Source organism: Bartonella massiliensis (assembly GCF_902150025.1).
Lineage (GTDB): Bacteria > Pseudomonadota > Alphaproteobacteria > Rhizobiales > Rhizobiaceae > Bartonella > Bartonella massiliensis.
In genome coordinates this window covers 1-17,955 of record NZ_CABFVS010000054.1, presented here as the reverse complement: position 1 = coordinate 17,955, position 17,955 = coordinate 1, and the positions used below count along the sequence as shown (strand labels likewise).

The window sequence follows — 17,955 nt, the reverse complement described above, 5'->3', positions numbered from 1 at the left end:
AGAATTGCACCTAAATTAAGGGGAACTGACATGGCACACCGCCCACCTACCATAACCCAACCAGCCATTGCACGCGCTTTAAGAGAAGCCAAAAAACAAGGTGCAGAGATTGTAGAAATAAAACCCACTGGAGAGTTACTCATTCATATCAATAAAACTGTAGAACCACCAACAACAAGGCATAATGCTTATAGTATTGAAGACTTTCCACCTCTTGAAAACGAACAAGAAGAATGTCGTACTCAGTCATCTTGTCCCTCTGTTGACGGCATAGAATTCTAACCATGCCTAAACGTCGTCCACCCTATCTTGTTCGTGAACGTACACGCCATGGTAAAATCATATGGTATGTCCGTATTGGTCATGGACCACGGCTTCGGATTGAAGGAACTTACGGAACGCAAGAATTTGTTGACAATTATACACTTGCCCTTAAGCATGCGCAAAATGGCACCTCCAAGAAAACAAAACAAATCAGATTTGTAGAGGGCTCTTTCGATTGGTTATTGCATCAGTATTTACAAAGCATGCAATGGCATAATCAATCAGAGTCAACGAAAAAAGTTAAATATAGAATTCTAAACAATGTTTCTAAACATATTGGTGATCGCGCTTATAAAAGCATAGAAAAACAACATATTCTTGATGCCGTAGAAAGAAGACGCAATACTCCCGCAGCAGCAAGACACTTTTTGACTTCTTTAAATGGTCTTTTTAATTGGGCGGTTGATAATGCTCTTTTAAACAGAAACCCCGCTTTTAATATCAAAGCCCCCAAATCTTTTAACGCAGAAGGTTTCACCCCATGGTTAGAAGAAGATGTTGAGAAATATTATCAACATTGGTCTGTCGGTACCCATGAACGCGTTTGGATTGATATTCTTTTATATACGGGCTTACGCCGTGGTGATGCCGTTCGCATTGGCTGGAAAGATGTCAAAGATAATATTATTCATCTCAAAACAGAAAAGAGCCAATTTAAAACAGATGTTTTTCTTCCTATTTTACCAGAGCTTGCAGAAACCCTTAAAATTGGTCCTGTAGGTGATGAAACATTCATTTGTGGTAAAGGTGGAAATAAGCTTGTAAAAGAAAGTTTTGGAAACTTATTTCGTGAAGCGTGTAATCAAGCAGGAATTAAAAAATCAGCCCATGGATTGAGAAAATTGGCAGCAACACGGGCTGCTAATGCTGGTGCTACAGTTTCACAAATGAAAGCACTATTTGGCTGGACTGAAGATAAAATGGCATCTCTTTATACCAAAACAGCCGATAGAAAACGTCTAGCAATAGAAGCAATTAAAAAACTTCAAAAAAACTAAAACAATGGATAGCAGCTAAAAACAAAGCAAAGCACAAGAAAAATTATGAATAAAATCAAATGTGTGTTTGATTATCCTCAGAAACTAGAGGAGAAATAGTTGGTTGTGCCTGTTGCATTGTTTGCCATAAATTATAGTTAGTTTGCATATCTAACCAAAATTTTGCTTTACTAAAACCAGCCAACTCTAATTTAATCGCAAGCTCGGTACTCATAGAAGCGTGTCCGTTAATCACTCTTGAGAGAGAAGCTCTTGTCATATGGAGGTGATCAGCTAATTTCTGTATTGATAGCCCCATTTCTTCCAAAAAAGCTACTTTTAGAACTTCACCCGGATGTGCAGGATTATGCATCATTTTTTATTCCTTTCATCAATGGTAGTCTTGATAATCAACAAGCTCCACATCTGTTCCTATAAAGCGAAAAGTAACACGCCAATTTCCATTCACCCATATAGAATAATATCCTGTAAGTTCACCTTTAAGAGGATGCATTTTAAAGGCTGGTGCTTTCAACATTTCGGGCGTCGTAGCACTTGTTAAAGCTGTCAAGATAACGCGTAGTTTCTTTACGTGATCAGCTTGAATAGCTTTTGTCGACCCTGTTGTATAAAATAATTTTAAGCCCTTATGTTTGAACTCACAATCGCCATTACCGCCCCTTGTCGTATACTGATACTATACGATTAATAAAAATAAGAGTCAAGTTCTATACGACCAAATTTAGTTTCATATTTGGATAAAATGATTGAAAATAATCTCTAAAAAGGTTCGGGATAGACAGAAAAATAAGCTAATAAAATCAATAACCATAAAATTCCCTTACCTTTATATAACTTATTGATTTTATATAAACATAGCATTCCCTCTCTCTCCGCCATTTATCGTAAAATCAATGGGTTATATAAGGGAATTTTATTTCATTGATTCTTTTAACTTATTTTTTACCTATCCTATGCCTCCCTAAATGGATTTTTCTATACTATCTTGATGGTATAGTTTTATAGATTCAGTGTTCTCGGGCTTTTTTATTTTCAACTGACGTTTTCTCTATAAGAAGTTGCTACGAATGCTTCTTTCCAAAGTTGATAATTTATCATCAATCTATCCCGAAATTGCTATAATGGCTGGGCAGGTATTTAAATCGATGGTCAGAGGTAGAGGCTCATTTTCTTTAAAAAAGAGCATAAAATAACCACATTTTCCCAAGAATGAAGCTTTTTCTGCCACAGATTAACATCTTTTATGATATGACCGTCGATCTTGTTGATAAGAAAGATAATACGCCCTTTTTTCTTAAAACGACTGGGTGTTTGCGAGAACACGCCCACAATAAGGTTAACGGAGCTTTCAAGTAAATCATCTTCATAGCAATGTGCAAACAAAGTGGGTGCTATCCTTCCGTGGAGGCGGGCTCCTACTTCGATCATCACTGGACCGCGAGCGGTTTGCATAATTTCCATATGCGCGGGTCTATATTCACTCCCCACCGCGCGAATGCACTGTTTTGCGTAAGAGATAAGAGTGGCATAAAGAGGACTTGAGCATCAAGCACATCAAGCGATTCATAAACAAAGTCACTTCCATTATGGAACCCTTTTTTATAATCGCGATAAAGCGCATATCTTTATAGCCCCTCCCTTTACAATGGCATCTACGATGTATTCTTCTCCCACCAATCTTTCTTGGAGCAAATAAGCCTCGTTAGATGTGCCAAAAATATTTTTCTGCGTCCAGTCAAAATAATTCATTTCATTACTACTGTTTTACGTCTATGATGCCAATGTAACGCGCAATGAGAATAGAAATATTTATGAATTTTCAGTATGTTAAGATTACACCATATGATGTTGAGAATGTTTTCTTTTCATAAAAAAATAAATCACGCTCTAACAAAATGAGGAATTTTGTTTCTTTAAGTTTAATGAACGAAAATAAGAGCTCAGTATATATTTTAAAATGTGGTTATACTGCATCCTGAATGACATGTGTATGAGGGAATAATTTATGTTCGTTGCAAATTTGAAAGAACGCGTTACACTATTCGAGAATAAAACTTTTCTCTATTTTATCCTGAGCGGTTTGTTTGCTACATTTGGAAATGGGCTAAATTATATTGCATTGTCATGGCTTGCTTACCATCAGACAAGTTCAATCCGTGGTGTAGCGTTGATGATGTTTTTTCTCTGGATGCCTAGTATTATTTTTACACCTATTTTGGGCATATTGGCAGATAAATATAATCGTAAAGCACAGATTATACTTTCAAACCTTGTCAGAGGTTTGGTAATTGTGGGGTGGAGTATACTTGGGCAATTGGGCATAGAAATTGATTTGATGATCTTATCTGCTCTATTGGGTATTTTTATCTCTTTTTATATGCCATCAGCTGTTCCTTTAATCCAAAGTATTGTGCCTAAAAAACAGCTCATCAATGCAAATGCAACTATCGACATGGTCTATGAACTTGGTACGATCATAGGTATGGGTTTGAGTGGATTTATACTCGTCTATGTAGGAATAAAAGGAGCACTTCTGATGGGTGGTATATTTTTTATTATTGCTGGTTTGTTTAACTTTGCAATGAAAGTACCTAAACCCCGAAGATCTAAAAATCAAAACCAGCAAAATTGGTGGGAAAATTATACAGCGTCCCTTCATTATTTTAAGCAGAATCCGGTTCTTTTTATGCCTTATATAAGCCAAATTGATTATTATGACGCTGTTGATGACTATCCCTGTTATTCTGGTGCCTTATACACAAGAGGTCTTAAGCGCGGATAGCAAGACCTTTGCAATATTTGAAGTGCTTTATTCTATGGGTGTATTGACAGGGGCGTTTTTTTCACCACTTCTTTGTAAAGTTTTATCCATAAGGAAAACGTTGGCATTTTTATTAGCTTTCATGGCTATAGGGCTTATCATTCTGTCTGTTAATACATACACTTTTGTTGTTTTTCCTGTTTACTTTATAATTGGATTTGGACTTTCGAGTTGGGCTCTTTCGATTTCTTTATCGCAACTCTCTTGTGATCCCCAATACCAAGGAAGATTGCAGGCAAGTTTTAATGGTCTGTCTGGATGTTTTATCCTCGGAGTCTATCTCATTATGGCAATCGATAGCAGTCGCATATCACCTCAATTGATATATTTTCTTCAAAGCATTGTTGCACTTGTTGGAATATTGATCGTGCTGTTTTATAAACATGAAAAACGATAAATTACATTGAAGTGGGTTAAAACTATACGCTATTTTATAAACATTTACGATGCAGCATATTTTATATTTTTCTTTTAAAGGATAGGTGAGAAAATACGAAAATGTTGTTCTGCCTTTAATAAAGAAAACATAGATTGATGTTGTAATATTCTTTATTTTTTTACGATAACCAAAAAGGGTTAATACGTTTCTTTAATTTATTGCATTTTTGTAAAGAGGCAAAGACACGACACTTTAAAAGTTTCTTAGTTTAAGTACAGCAGGAAATAAAGTGACTAGACAATCTCTCATCATACGGAAAGATTGTCACATTATTTTTGTTTTTCAAAATCCATATGAAAAATTGTATCAATTTCATCCTCGTTGGAATGAGCATTTCTGCGACGATGCAAGGTTTGAACAATCTCTTTTTTTAAAAGCGCATCTGTTTCACTTAAACGGAGAATACTGAGTTCCAATTCAAGAGATAAAGCTAAATCTACACACAATTTAAGCTCTTCTCCAATGTCGAAACCACGTTGATAGTCGTCATAAAGACCAACCAGTGTATCGGATAATTCTTTATCGCATAAAGAGGTCATGCTGAATTCCTCCACGTTGCATTTTTCTGTGCAGCTTTGGTATGTTTAAGCATTATTCCACTATCATTACTCAAAATTGCCATGTATACGAACCTCATGGTTTTTTTAATTTTCTGCAAAATATACGCTTTTAAATCAATGCCCATTAAAAACTTTATCACTTCAAGATTTTGAAGCGCCCAATTGTAAATAGGGATGACAATGCGTTTACTATAGAACTTATAGCATTTAAAATACATTGCCAAAAGGCTTTTAATTTGCGTAGAGGAAGCGTATTTTGACGGTAAAACAAATACCCTGAAATCTTTATTGCCAATTACAGCTAAATCAATGCCATTAATGTTTACAATAAGCCAGCATGGTTTGTAAACGCTCAGCTTCTTAAAAAGGCATGATAATCTCATTTTCTGTAAATGTACGATTATTTTTCCTCTTTTATATTGATTTTTAGACATTGATAAACCTTTTATCTTATAAAACTGTGAGAGAGATGTATTAGCATATTTTTGTAATAGGGTTTCAGTGGTATAGTGCACAACACGCAATGAAAAAACGTATTGGATTTTTACTGCTCTAAAAACATATGAAGGCGCTTTTTGAGGGAGCAAGTGATAAGACTTTGCTCGATGAGTGTACAATTGGCAAATATTATTTTTTCGTGAGAAAGTGCCCAAATGTTTTTGACACTGGAGGGTGGTATTTGGTAAAATTCCAAGCGTTTTGACTAAGGTATATAAGAATGTGGGCTTGGCAAAATACTATGGCGATTGCTCTTTTTATGGATTGTCATAATTTTCGCTCCTGCTTAAACGGATGCGGCAACATCCGTTTTTTGTGGGGTTATGTATTTAAATTTTTGCCCAACATAAAGGGCAGTAATAAGAGGTATAATACAAATATTGCATTGAGTCAACGCAATATTTGTATTATTGTACAACTTGGCAAAAAAAGAAATTGAACCCAAAACAGAACAGGCGAAGCGATTACGTTTGATACGAAAAAGTTTGCTGCTTAGTAGGCATCAAATAGCGACCCATTTAGGTATTAATAAAGCCATTTATGACCACGCTGAAAGAGGTACGACCTTTCCTAATGTAGAATTTTTGGTTGTTCTATCACAGAAATTAAAAGTCAATTTAAACTGGCTTGTAACAGGTAATGGTGAGATGTTTTCAGATACAGCAAAGGCGAAAGCATCTGGTTTAAAACCGCAAGCGATTCCTTCTGGTTTGATGAAAAAGCTTGGATATTTAGCTTATACGACGTATCATGATGCAAAAATAGATATACCTCCTGAAGATATAGCAGAACTTGCTGCAGAGCTTTATGGAAAACTGCAAGAGCTTATTCAAAACCTCAATGATATGGAAGAAGTCGAAGCAACTTTTCCGCTTTTAAAACTTCATTTAAAGCGTAAAATCGAAGGTGAGAAAGTGCCTTGAGTAACCTCACAAGATATAAATGAACAGCTCTTTTAAAAAATAGTTTTTTTTGATTTTCTACTGTATGAACAGGTTTGAAATGGGAAAAGCTTACGGTTTTTGGGTCGTTTATTCACCATAAAAGAAATCACCATTATAAATCAATATGTTGATTTAATAAAGAAAAAACCGTTCATAAAAAGAATAACGATTGATGATACAAATAGAAAATTATTTAAAAAGAAGCTGGCACCATTAATATTTGTTGGTGAAGGAAAAATACGGACAATATTGAAAATATAATGTGTTATATGAGGGAAAAGAGTTTAGAAAACAGCTTCTTTTCGGTTTGTGATGTTTCAAAAATTTATATAACAGTGAAAATACAATGACGATGTTTGGTGCCTCTATAAAACAAGCAAGCGGATATAAAACCTAATGGTGTTCTTTTCTTCGTGGGGGCATGGCTCTTGTGAAGGGAACAGTCCAGAAGAAAAAAGAACGAAAGATCATTTATAGCGCGCTTTTATCCTTTGACGAAGATGATTAAATGAGCACGTGGACATTAAAAAGCTGCTCATTATATCATTATATTAAGGAATTTTTCTTATCAAAAGATATGCATCATATATTGAGACAAATAACCTTGCATAGCAAAGAGTGAGGTTATGATAATCATCATTATTTATGAGATTATGCGATAAGTTAAAAGACGTTATAAGTTAACGCTTATAAGAACAGTTATTTTATTTAAGAAGTATTTTTACAAATTGACAAAAAATTATTTTTACACTCTTGCCATTTTGTTGCTGCGCTTTATTTGAAAAGTAGAATTGCTCTTTAGTGAAATTATTTTTGTTAAGAGATAAATCACAGTATTTTTGAATGGAGATAACGGTATATTTTCAAAGTTTTGTGTTTTTATTTATTTTTTAGCTTGAATCCCTCTAGCTAAAAGGGTTGGGGACTTTTCTAGATTCGATGTTGTTACAGAGATTTTAGGCTGATGCCGTAATAGATAGCGGTATCAGAGGGGGAGTTTTGTCTTGATTTATTGGTTTTTTTAGGTGCGCGAACCAAGTGTTTTGCCATGAGTGTTTTTGCGCGTTGTGATGATGTTGAACTCTGTTGGAGGGGTCCTTATGAAAAAAAAATATTCCACACCAAATTTAATTAAAGCTGTCTCGCTTAGCGCGGCAATGGCCACACTCTTGTCGAGTGTTTCTCCTGTTTTTGCTGCGGGTGTTTCTATAACAGGAGGGATTGTTCGGAACTCGAGTGGTCTTGATGTTCCTTATCCGAATGGTAGCCATGGCAGTATTGTCTTGGCTGGTGATGATGATTTCTGTGGTGTAGATAATGTTATTGGTCGTGGCGGTAAGCAACAAGAGAATGCTTCTAATAAAATAACTGCAGAAGACCAATATAAAAGATTTATTAATAACCAAGCAGACAACAACAGCCGTAATCCTTATGGCACAACCACTAAAAAAGTTACTTGGAGTGCGGCAGGGGGGATATTGAGTGATCCTAAAGCGAGTTATATGGGAACAAATACTGGGGGGGCTGAAAATATTATGCCTGAAGCTTTTGGTGTTTATTCTTTTGCAACGGGTTGTGGTTCTTCTGCAACGGGGAATTATTCAACGGCATTTGGTGCTGGAGCAACTGCGAAAACTGGTGGGTCGCAAGCTTTTGGTGTTTCTGCACTTGCCAGTGGTAAAGCAACGGTTGCTATAGGCATAGGTTCAGAAGCCTCTGGTGAATCTTCTATTGCATTTGGTGGTCTTGCGACGGCCTCTGGTAAAGAGAGCGTAGCTTTAGGTTTCAGAACAAAGGCAAGCAAGGAATATGCGATTGCTATAGGCTCAAAGGCTGAAGCGACAGCTTCAGGTGCTATTGCAATAGGTGGTAGTGAACCTGTGGAAGATGGTGAAAATAAGGGACAAGAGAGATACGCACAGGCAAATGCTAAAGATGCGATTGCTATAGGCTCCTTTGCTCATGCCGCGATGGAAGATTCTGTTGCAATTGGTTCAAATGCGCAGGTGCGTGTTAAAGATGGTGTTGCTATCGGTGGTGGCTCTGTTTCTCGTACGGAAAGGGGTGTTAAGGGTTATGACCCTTCAGGTCAAGAGGCCACAAAAAATGGTATAGCATGGGTAAGCACAGCAGGAGCTTTTAGCGTTGGTGAAGTTGGTGGTAGCGACGGTGACGGTCAAGGTCAGTTAACACGACAAATTACCGGTGTTGCTGCTGGTAAGGAAGATACTGATGCTGTAAACGTAGCACAGTTAAAAGCTGTGGCAAACGTCATGGCAGGAGAAGGAGGTTGGAAGCTTTCTGTCAACGGTGATAGTGTTACAGATGTTGCAGCAGACAGTACAATAGATTTTTCAGTGGAAGATACAACAGTAGGAAAAGGTAACTTAACGATTGAAAAAATCAATGGAGACAATAAGCATAAAATCCAATTTGCTTTAAATGATAATCTTAAATTGATAAGTGTCACCACAGGTAGAAGCTCTATGAGCGATGATGGCTTTATATTTGCGGATGGAGCAAAAATAACCGTAGATGGTATTAATGCTGGCAATGAAAAGATTACAGGAGTAGCAGATGGGGAAGAAGATACCGATGCGGTGAATTTCAAGCAATTAACAGAGGTGAAAGGATTGATATCAAAAGCAGGAGGCTGGAAGTTTTCTGTCAATGGTGATCAAGCGACAGATGTTGCAGCAGGCAGTACAGTAGATTTTGTAGGTATCAATGCGGAAGAGGAGAATGAAGAAAGTAAAAATATCAAAATTACTAAAGGTGATAACAATAAGGTACAATTTGCTTTAAATGATATTATCAGAGTTAAACGTGTAATAGCAGGCAAAGCAAACGTAAGCGATGATGGTTTCGTAATTACTGGTGGTCCAAATATGACTACTGGAGGCATTAATGCTGGACAGAAAAAAATCACTGGGGTAGCAGATGGTAAATTGGAAAACGATGCTGTTAATGTTTCACAGTTAAATGAAGTAAAAAATCAGATAACAGAGAATAGTCTTGTTAAATGGGATGAAAAAAAGAAACTTATCACTATTGGTGCACAAAAAGATGGCACGAAAATTGATATTACAGGTACTGGTGGAGAGCGAACTATCGCAGGTGTGAAAGATGGAGCGGTACATCAAGGTTCAAGAGAAGCAGTAAATGGTTCACAACTTTGGGATACAAATAAGACAGTTGAACATCTCGGCAAGAGAGTTGATAATATATCAAGTACGGTTACCGATGTTAGTAGGGAGGTTAATCAACTTTTTCAAGATGCGTTATTGTGGAGTGAAGAAGAAGGTGCATTTGTTGCACGTCATGGAACAGGTGAAGAGAAGAAAAATAGTAAGATTAAGTTCCTCGCGAATGGTCATATTTCTAAAGAGTCAACAGATGCCATTAATGGTAGCCAGATTCATTCTATAGGAAGCGACATTGCAAAATATTTTGGTGGGAATACCTCGTTTGAAAATGGTGTTTTTACAGGACCAAGGTATAATTTAACGACTATTGATGCAAATAGTGAAGTAGCACAGGCGGAATATAATGATGTTGGCTCAGCTTTGTCAGGGCTTGATACAAATATCAGGAATGTTAATCATCATTTTATAAATGCAATGAATGATGTTGCTAAATATTTCGGTGGTGGTGCTGGATATGATAAAAATGGAGAATGGCATGCTCCTACTTTTTATGTCTATAATATCAACGATAATGGGACTGTCTCTAAGAAACCTCATCAAAATGTTGCTGATGCTTTTGAAGATGTAAACAATACTTTCACAAATATTCACAACCAAATCTCTGATATAACAAAAAATAGCCTTGTTAAGCAGGAGGAAGAAAACGGTTTTATCACTATTGGTAAAGAAACAGGGGGGACAAAAATCAGTATTGCCAATAAAGATGGTAAAGAAAGGACTATTTCCAAAGTTGCAAACGGAGCGGTACGTGAAGATTCAACAGAAGCTATAAATGGTTCCCAGCTCTTCAAGGTTGCTCAAAATACGTCAAAATATTTTGGTGGTAGTACAGATGTACTTGAAGGTATAAAACCAGCCTTCCTGATTGATGGAAAAGAATATAATAATGTTTTTGATGCTTTCACGGGTGTGAATGTTTCTATAAATAAAATTGATAATAAGATTTCTGATTTAGAAAAAAATAGTCTTGTTAAATGGGATGAAGAACAGAAACTTATCACTATTGGTAAGGATAAAGCTGGTACTGAGATCAATATTTCAGGATATGGCAAAGTCGCACGCAAGATTTCTGGTGTTCAGGCAGCAGAAAATGATGATGAGGCTGTTAACAAAGGTCAGCTTGATAAAAGCATAGACAAAATTTCTAAAGATATTGAGACAGTAACTGCTGCTGCGGTTCTTTATGATAAAAATGAAGAGGGTAAAGTTAATTATGGTAGCGTAACTCTAGGTGGCGATAAGCACAAAGAACCAGTTGCTCTTCATAATGTCAAAGATGGTAGCATTGCTGAAGGTTCTCACGATGCCATTAATGGTAGCCAAATTAATAAAATATCAGCAGATATTGCAAAGTTTTTTGGTGGTGGTGCAAAATTTATTAACGGTGCTTTTGAAGGACTGAAATATACTTTATCTCTTATTTTCGAAGATGGTACGGTAGGAAAAGCTGATTATGGTGATGTTGGTTCGGCATTGAAAGGGCTTGATGGGAATGTCAAGAGTGTTAATCAGCGTTTAACGAAGGTATCCAATGAGTTTAATCAGAAAATTGAAGGGATCTCAAAAGACGCTTTATTATGGGATGATGATGAAGGAGTGTTTGTTGCACGTCATGAAAAAGATGGCAAGACAACAAACAACAAGATTAAGTATCTCGCGGATGGTGACATTTCTAAAGATTCAACGGATGCGATTAATGGCAGCCAGCTTTATGTCATGAGCAACAAGCTTGCTTCTTATTTCGGTGGCGGTGCTAAGTATGAAAATGGCAAATGGACAGCGCCTACTTTCAATATTGTTCAAGTTGACGCGAATGGTAAAACGATTAAAAATAGCTATAACACAGTTTCTGAGGCTTTTGATGGTATTAGCAATGGAATGTCAAATATTAATAATCGTATTGATGATGTCGTCAACAAGGTTGATTCAGAGGCTTTAAAGTGGAATGAGGATAAAGGGGCCTATGATGCTAAACGCGATGATAAGCCGAATAAAATTATCAATGTAGCCGATGGGAAAGTTGCAGAAGGTTCAAAAGAAGCTGTAAATGGTGGACAACTTTGGAAAACCAATGAGCGTGTTGCAAATGTTGAAAATCGTGTCACAGGTGTTGAAAAAGATGTTAAGCATCTTACCAACAGAGTTGATAATATCTCGAGCACAGTTACTGATATTGGTGAAACTGTTTACAATATTGAAAACAAAGTCGATAAGATTGATAACAAAGTTAACGATATTGCTGAGGATGCTGTTCGCTATGACAGAGATGAAAACGGCAACAAGACCAATAAAATCACATTAGCGGGGGGGGATGCTAGTGAGCCTGTTGTGATTGATAATGTCGCTGATGGTCAAATTGAGAAAGGATCAAAAGAAGCTGTAAATGGTGGACAACTTCATGATTACACCAAAGAACAGATGAAAATTGTTCTCGATGAATCAAAGCAGTATACGGATCAACGGATTAAGAATATTACGGTTGATGCGATTGACGATGCTGTTGATCAGTCTAAACAATATACAGATATGAAGTTTGATATTTTAAACTACAGCATTGAGAATGTGAAGAAGGAGGCAAGACAGGCAGCAGCTATTGGTCTGGCGGTGTCTAACTTACGTTACAATGATACCCCTGGAAAGTTAAGCGTTGGATTTGGTACTGGTTTATGGCGTAGTCAGTCTGCATTTGCCTTTGGTGCTGGTTACACCTCAGAAAATGGAAAATTTCGTTCTAATGTATCTGCAACAACTTCTGGTGGTCATTGGGGTGTAGGTGCGGGATTCAATATGACATTGAATTGATAAGCAACAAAACGCATAAAAATTCTTTTCACCCTTGTCTCATGAGGCAGGGGTGAATTGTTTTTAACATCTGTAAAATATACGGATGACATCTATAAAAATATGTATAGAGAAGATTGATAAGGGATATAATGATAACGATAGGCTTTAAAAACAGGAAAAACTGTTACACTCTCGTTCAAGAGCCTACTTTTTCAAAAGAAAAATAATACATTATTTTCAATAATGATGCATTTTTTTATTTTACTTTAGAATTTTTTGTAGCATTTAAAAAAGAGAAAAAAGGAATTTCCCTTGACGCTCGACAAAACTGTAAATTAACGCTTCACATTCGGGTAAAGACAAATATATTGAGTTTGATTAGGGAAGTGATAAAAATGAAGCTAAAAATTCCCCCTTTGCGTATTTTTCAAGAAAAATCATAGGTTTTATTGATTTATTTTACACAAAAACATCTCTGCTTAACACGCAGATAAAAAGAAAAAAGCCTTTTCTTTTCAAGATACTATAACATAATTTGTGAACAATATGAAAAACGAAAAACTAATTTAACTTGCAAAAAATAACAAATAAGTTGTAGTTTGACAGTAGGTTTTGTACTAAGTGGGATTAGATAGGAATACGTGATAATTTATTGTTTTTATGTATAAAATTTAGCATTAAATGCGTGTTTTGTCAAAATAGATTTTTACACCTAAAATTGCAAAAAATGGTAAAAAAGAGCGAAAATTGGAATTTGAGCGTAAAAATCATCGTTTGGGGGAAGCGGATGCGGTTTTGGAAGGACAAGTTGCAGAAGTTTTGTCTGATGATAGCGTTTCTGATGGGGATAAAGATGAGAGCAATCGTGTGATTTATATGGATTTTGGAGGAGATAAATAATGGAACGCAACCCCTTATCTGGTGAGAGAGTGCTTGATGGCTTTGCGCACTGGTTTTTTGCCCTATGAGATGGATGGCATTTTTTTACATGCGCAAGATGTTCGAGAATTAAATGCGTATTTACGCCGTTTAGCGGGCTATAACCACATTTTAGGTCATGAGCTTTTGCGGTGTCGTTGGCAATTGAAAGCGGGATACGCCCCTTTATCGGGTGTTGTTTTGCCGTTTCGTCGTTTTCAAGAAAAGAAGGAGGAGTTCTGCGATGAATAAACAGATTGAACTTGATGGCACGCGTTATATGAAGGATGCGAAAGGCGCTTTGGTGCCGGTGGATATGATCCGCCCTGCGGATTTGCTGGAAGATGAGACGGTGCGGAAGGTTATGGGGTATGCCAAAGAATTGTCAGCACGGATTGCGCGTTTTAACAGCCATACGGTTGCGGATTTGAGTGATTTTGATAATTTGCTTGCGCAAGAATATGGTGTAGCGCGGCGTGGTAAAAAGGGCAATTGTACTTACACAAGTTTTGATGGTTTGCAGCGTATTAAGGTGCAGGTACAAGAAAGCTTTGATTTTGGTCCGCAATTGCAAATTGCCAAAAGCCTTCTTGATGAGTGTTTGAATGAATGGTCTGCGGATGCGCGCCCGGAAATCCGCGCGATTATTACGCGTGCTTTTAATACGGATAAAGAAGGCAAGGTGAATCGGGGTGAAATTTTTATGCTGTTGCGCTTGGATATTAGTGATCCCCGTTGGAGGGAAGCGATGCGGGCAATCCGTGAAGCTATCCGTGTGACGACCTCTAAGGAATATGTGCGTTTTTATGAACGCGACACATTAGAAAGCCTTTGGCGCCCCGTCACCCTTGATATGGTGAAGACGTGAGGATTTTGTTGAGATGTCTTTAGCGGCACTTCATATGGGAAGGCGTGCTTTAGCGCTTGATGATGAAACCTATCGGGCGATGCTTTATCGCCTGACAGGAAAATATTCGGCAAAAGATTTGAGCCTTTCAGAAAGGCGTTTGGTGATGGCTGAAATGCATGCTTGGGGCTTTCAACCAAAAGCTAAGCTTTTAGAGGGCAAATATGCCAAAAAGATTCAAGCTTTATGGATTGCAGGGTGGAATCTTGGCATTATTCGTGATCGTTCAGATCAAGCTTTACTTGCCTTTGTCAAAAGGCAAACGGGGCTTGATCATATTCGATTTTTACGCGATAGCGATGATGCGGGCTGCGCCATTGAAGCGTTGGAAAGCTGGTTGCAGCGTGAGGGTGGGGTTGACTGGAGAGGAAAAAAGCTTCAAGATTTCAAGGGGGACAAGCCCAGTATTGCTATTTTGTGTGCCCAATGGAGGCGTTTGCATTCAAATGCTTTGTTTGATGAGGAGGCGTTTCATCAAAGTGTTATGGGGTTAAGTGGTAAAGCATTGGGGGAGATGGATGGGGGCGATTTTATAAAAGTGATGAATGATTGGGGGCGGGTTATCCGTCGAGGTGTGAAATAAAGAGGAATAAGCCTGTATGCAGGGTGAAGCTTATAGCCATTTTCCCCTTATCTTGCGTGAGATTGTGACGGTTGCTGGTGTTGATACAGCATGGAATATGGTGCGGGCTTTTGGAGGACGACAAGTTTATCTACCAGGGCGGCTTGAAAATGCGGATTGGTTGATTGAAATTATAGGGTTTGAGGAGGCAGAGCAACTTATTCGTTATTTTTGTTTTAATGGTTCGGGTGTGCGCCTGCTGATCCCTCTTTGTACCAATGTATCACGGCGGCAAAAAATGATCAAAGCCTTAAAAAAAGGCTGGTCTGCCGATGATGCGGCAGCTGTTTCTGGTATGCATGTGCGCACAGCTTATCGTTTGAAGAAGAAAATATCTTCTTTGACGTCAGAGGATTTTTTATTTCCAGAATTGAATGAGCCTATCATTTAACCCTCCAAAATTTAATCCCTTTAAGCTTCAGGACATATTGGTTTTCTTGTGATTGTAAAAGTTTAGTGATGGCAACTTTATAGTGCCAACGTATAAATTATCCGGTATTGCAGAAGATGGAGCGGTAACAGACAAATCGCATACCGATGTTGGTTTAGCCTTTCAAAGAACTTGATGAAAATATCAAGAATATAAACAATCGCATTAAGAAAGTTTCAAAAGAGGTTGCGCAAGATTCTTTATCATGGAGTGAGGCGGATAAAGCTTTTGTTGCAAAACATGGAAAGAAGCAAGAAAACAGCAAGATAACGGCTCTTGCAGCAGGGGTGATAGCAAAAGATTCCACGGATGCGGTGACAGGGGCTCAACTATTATTCAATAGGTGACCAAGTGGCAAAGTATTTTGGTGGTGGCGCTAATTATGATGGGAAGAAATGGACGGTTCCAATCTTTAAACTGAAAACTTTCAAAGATGATGGTACGGCAGGCGAAGAAAAACAATATGATAATGTTGGTTCCGCGCTTGCAGGGATTGATGGGAATTTCGAGTGTTTGAATGATCATCTAACGAATGTTGTTCATCAATTGAGTAAAGAAGTGACGAATATTATACAAGAAGTTCAAGGCATGCCTTGTTATGGAATAATGATAAAAATGCTTTTGTCGCCCAGCATGGAGAAAAAAGGTAAGAGCAAGATAAAATATCTTTTGGATGGCGATATTTCGAAAGGTTCCATAGAGGCTATAACGGGGAACCAAATTTATTCTCTGAAAAACCAATTTGCAGCATATTTCGGTGGTGGAGCTGGGTATGATAAGAATGGTAAATGAATAGTCCCTGAGTTCAAAATTCAAGTTTTCAATGAAGATGGTACGAAAGGCGATAAAAAAAGCTACGATAATGTTGCTGGTGCGTTTGAAGGTGTGAATGAAAGCATGTCAAAGATCAATGATCGCATAAAGAAAGTGAAAGAGCATGTATCATCAAATAGTTTAAATTGGGATGAAGAAAAATGAGCCTACAATGCTGCTTATGGTAATGTGATAAGGAGAAAAGGGGGCCAAGTAAAATTATCAATGTAGAGAGGGGGAAGGTAAAGAAAGAATCAAAAGAAGCTGTCAATGGTGATCAGCTATGGGAAACAAACCAGAAGATTACAAAGGTTGAAGAACAAGTAGACACGATAGGTGAGCAAGTAAAAAATATTACAAATACAGTTACTGATAGTGCTGTGAGTTACGATAGAGATAAAAAAGGTAAAAAGATCAATAAAGTGACTTTAGTTGGTGGAGATGAGAGTGAGTCAGTTATCATAGCCAATGTGGCCAATGGCAAAATTGAAAAAGGCTCGAAAGAAGCGGTCAATGGTGATCAATTACATGATTACACGAAAGAGCAGATGGGTATTATTCTTGATAAAGCGAAAGAATACACGGATGAGAAAGTGGCTAATATTGTAAAAGATGGTGTTAAAGAGGTTCATTCGTATACAGAAATGAAGTTTGCAGCGTTAAGTTATACCGTTGAAGATATTAGAAAAGAAGTAAGACAAGCCGCAGCCATAGGTCTAGCAGTGTCTAATTTAAGTTATGATGATAGTCCTGGAACAATAAGCATATCATTTGGCAGTGGTTTATGGCAGAATCAATCAGCCTTTGCTTTTGGCGCTGGTTATATGTCTGAAAGTGGAAGAATTCGCTCGAATATATCGGTGACAAGTGCCGGAGGCCAATGGGGAATAGGCGCAGGGTTGAGGGTAACAGTAAAGTGACAATAAAAAATCAAATATCAAAAAGTTTATCTTAGAGAAGACAAAATCAAAAAACTCCAACCATCAACTCCATTAAGTCTTTATTAATATTAGTCGTAATAAGAGATTGATGGTTAGAGTATATATAAGTACAGATGACACAATAGCCTCTACAAAACTACTCCGATAGTGGCTTCAGTAATAAAAGTGACTTCAGTAATAAAATTTTTTATAAGAGCTATAAGCGATAATACTTTACATTTCCCTCTCTTTTTGTTGCAAAAAGATCACACTATAATCCGTAATGATATATTTTTCTTAAAAAGACTCACTTTTTTCTTGCTATTTTATTTTACATTTCGTAAATCTCAAGGTGATGTATTAGTAAGACTCGTTTTGATAAAAAGGTTTCAAAAAGGGGGAGGTGAAATGCGTAAAAAAATCCCAAAAATGCTTCATATTTCGCACTAAAGCTTAAATAAGAAGCAACTTTACTGAGTTAGGTACAGATCTAGAAAATCTAACGTCTCTTTAAATATCCAGCTCCTTACTTACCGGCTGTTAACAACCTTTTAAATAAGTGAAAGTTTATAATTAAAATAACAAAACACTTTTTACTTTCTATCTTATTAAAAAACAGGCCCTTATTAAGTAAAGCGTTTTATATCTAAACAGAAACCTCTCTCATTCTTGTATAAAAAACGTAAGCTTAATCAACAGAGTCTTAATACATTCTTCTTTATATCCATTCAACATATCTAGTCATTGCATTTAAGTCTCTTTATAAAAAAA

Annotated in this window: 13 protein-coding genes and 4 pseudogenes; 12 read left to right on the top strand and 5 right to left on the bottom strand. The window is 37.1% G+C overall.

Annotated features, from left to right (window positions below; genetic code table 11):
- Nucleotides 1-30 precede the first annotated feature (30 nt).
- The gene (locus FNZ60_RS08950) at nt 31-282 is read left to right on the top strand and encodes a hypothetical protein (protein WP_142415738.1); all 252 of its coding nucleotides are present in this window, start codon (nt 31-33) and stop codon (nt 280-282) included.
- 2 nt (nt 283-284) lie between these two features.
- A complete protein-coding gene (locus FNZ60_RS08945; RefSeq protein WP_142417225.1) occupies nt 285-1,322 on the top strand; it encodes a tyrosine-type recombinase/integrase in 1,038 nt (345 codons plus the stop codon).
- A 55-nt stretch (nt 1,323-1,377) separates the two neighbouring features.
- Here the strand turns inward: FNZ60_RS08945 and FNZ60_RS08940 are convergent, their stop codons facing one another.
- The 3 genes and pseudogenes from FNZ60_RS08940 to FNZ60_RS10340 all read right to left on the bottom strand — a co-directional run bounded on the left by FNZ60_RS08940 (nt 1,378) and on the right by FNZ60_RS10340 (nt 2,810).
- The gene (locus tag FNZ60_RS08940; protein WP_142417224.1) at nt 1,378-1,677 is read right to left on the bottom strand and encodes a HigA family addiction module antitoxin; all 300 of its coding nucleotides are present in this window, start codon (nt 1,675-1,677) and stop codon (nt 1,378-1,380) included.
- 15 nt (nt 1,678-1,692) lie between these two features.
- Nucleotides 1,693-1,959: pseudogene (locus FNZ60_RS08935) on the bottom strand (type II toxin-antitoxin system RelE/ParE family toxin); the annotation flags it as partial.
- A gap of 512 nt (nt 1,960-2,471) precedes the next feature.
- Nucleotides 2,472-2,810 carry a hypothetical protein gene (locus tag FNZ60_RS10340; protein ID WP_246054777.1) on the bottom strand — a complete coding sequence of 113 codons (339 nt, stop codon included), beginning with the start codon at nt 2,808-2,810 and terminating at the stop codon, nt 2,472-2,474.
- Nucleotides 2,811-3,327: 517 nt separating this feature from the next.
- On the opposite strand from FNZ60_RS10340, the pseudogene FNZ60_RS10550 reads away from it, so the two are divergent.
- Nucleotides 3,328-4,540: pseudogene (locus tag FNZ60_RS10550) on the top strand (MFS transporter).
- 311 nt (nt 4,541-4,851) lie between these two features.
- Here FNZ60_RS10550 and FNZ60_RS08920 read toward each other — a convergent pair.
- Both FNZ60_RS08920 and FNZ60_RS10325 read right to left on the bottom strand, forming a co-directional pair.
- Entirely contained in the window at nt 4,852-5,121 is a 270-nt protein-coding gene (locus tag FNZ60_RS08920; RefSeq protein WP_142417223.1) for a hypothetical protein, read from the bottom strand.
- Nucleotides 5,118-5,576: a hypothetical protein gene (locus FNZ60_RS10325; RefSeq protein WP_246054773.1), complete on the bottom strand. Its 459-nt coding sequence runs from the start codon at nt 5,574-5,576 to the stop codon at nt 5,118-5,120. Before FNZ60_RS10325 ends, FNZ60_RS08920 begins: the two co-directional genes overlap by 4 nt.
- A gap of 483 nt (nt 5,577-6,059) precedes the next feature.
- Here FNZ60_RS10325 and FNZ60_RS08910 point away from each other — a divergent pair, with 483 nt between their 5' ends.
- The 9 genes and pseudogenes from FNZ60_RS08910 to FNZ60_RS08875 all read left to right on the top strand — a co-directional run.
- Nucleotides 6,060-6,563 carry a helix-turn-helix domain-containing protein gene (locus tag FNZ60_RS08910; RefSeq protein WP_142417222.1) on the top strand — a complete coding sequence of 168 codons (504 nt, stop codon included), beginning with the start codon at nt 6,060-6,062 and terminating at the stop codon, nt 6,561-6,563.
- Nucleotides 6,564-7,684: 1,121 nt separating this feature from the next.
- Nucleotides 7,685-12,592 carry a Vomp family autotransporter gene (locus tag FNZ60_RS08905; RefSeq protein ID WP_142417221.1) on the top strand — a complete coding sequence of 1,636 codons (4,908 nt, stop codon included), beginning with the start codon at nt 7,685-7,687 and terminating at the stop codon, nt 12,590-12,592.
- A 729-nt stretch (nt 12,593-13,321) separates the two neighbouring features.
- Nucleotides 13,322-13,474, top strand: a complete 153-nt coding sequence (locus FNZ60_RS09825) for a hypothetical protein (RefSeq protein ID WP_185913571.1) — start codon at nt 13,322-13,324, stop codon at nt 13,472-13,474.
- Nucleotides 13,474-13,744 (top strand): annotated as a pseudogene (locus FNZ60_RS08900) (hypothetical protein). The gene FNZ60_RS09825 and the pseudogene FNZ60_RS08900 overlap by 1 nt, the downstream one beginning before the upstream one ends.
- Nucleotides 13,737-14,360 (top strand): DUF3164 family protein, encoded by a 624-nt coding sequence (locus tag FNZ60_RS08895; protein ID WP_142417219.1) that lies wholly within the window; start codon nt 13,737-13,739, stop codon nt 14,358-14,360. Before FNZ60_RS08900 ends, FNZ60_RS08895 begins: the two are co-directional and overlap by 8 nt.
- Nucleotides 14,361-14,373: 13 nt before the next feature.
- Nucleotides 14,374-14,982, top strand: a complete 609-nt coding sequence (locus FNZ60_RS08890) for a regulatory protein GemA (RefSeq protein ID WP_142417218.1) — start codon at nt 14,374-14,376, stop codon at nt 14,980-14,982.
- 16 nt (nt 14,983-14,998) lie between these two features.
- The gene (locus tag FNZ60_RS08885; RefSeq protein WP_142417217.1) at nt 14,999-15,412 is read left to right on the top strand and encodes a helix-turn-helix domain-containing protein; all 414 of its coding nucleotides are present in this window, start codon (nt 14,999-15,001) and stop codon (nt 15,410-15,412) included.
- 390 nt (nt 15,413-15,802) lie between these two features.
- A complete protein-coding gene (locus tag FNZ60_RS08880) occupies nt 15,803-16,243 on the top strand; it encodes a hypothetical protein (RefSeq protein ID WP_142417216.1) in 441 nt (146 codons plus the stop codon).
- A 230-nt stretch (nt 16,244-16,473) separates the two neighbouring features.
- Nucleotides 16,474-17,184: pseudogene (locus FNZ60_RS08875) on the top strand (YadA-like family protein); the annotation flags it as partial.
- Nucleotides 17,185-17,955 lie beyond the last annotated feature (771 nt).

Bases quoted from the DNA above. Each gene is read 5' to 3' on its own strand.
- FNZ60_RS08920 (WP_142417223.1), bottom strand. From the start codon at position 5,121: ATGACCTCTTTATGCGATAAAGAATTATCCGATACACTGGTTGGTCTT.
- FNZ60_RS08940 (WP_142417224.1), bottom strand. From the start codon at position 1,677: ATGATGCATAATCCTGCACATCCGGGTGAAGTTCTAAAAGTAGCTTTT.
- FNZ60_RS08905 (WP_142417221.1), top strand. From the start codon at position 7,685: ATGAAAAAAAAATATTCCACACCAAATTTAATTAAAGCTGTCTCGCTT.
- FNZ60_RS10325 (WP_246054773.1), bottom strand. From the start codon at position 5,576: ATGTCTAAAAATCAATATAAAAGAGGAAAAATAATCGTACATTTACAG.
- FNZ60_RS08890 (WP_142417218.1), top strand. From the start codon at position 14,374: ATGTCTTTAGCGGCACTTCATATGGGAAGGCGTGCTTTAGCGCTTGAT.
- FNZ60_RS08945 (WP_142417225.1), top strand. From the start codon at position 285: ATGCCTAAACGTCGTCCACCCTATCTTGTTCGTGAACGTACACGCCAT.
- FNZ60_RS08950 (WP_142415738.1), top strand. From the start codon at position 31: ATGGCACACCGCCCACCTACCATAACCCAACCAGCCATTGCACGCGCT.
- FNZ60_RS08885 (WP_142417217.1), top strand. From the start codon at position 14,999: ATGCAGGGTGAAGCTTATAGCCATTTTCCCCTTATCTTGCGTGAGATT.
- FNZ60_RS08895 (WP_142417219.1), top strand. From the start codon at position 13,737: ATGAATAAACAGATTGAACTTGATGGCACGCGTTATATGAAGGATGCG.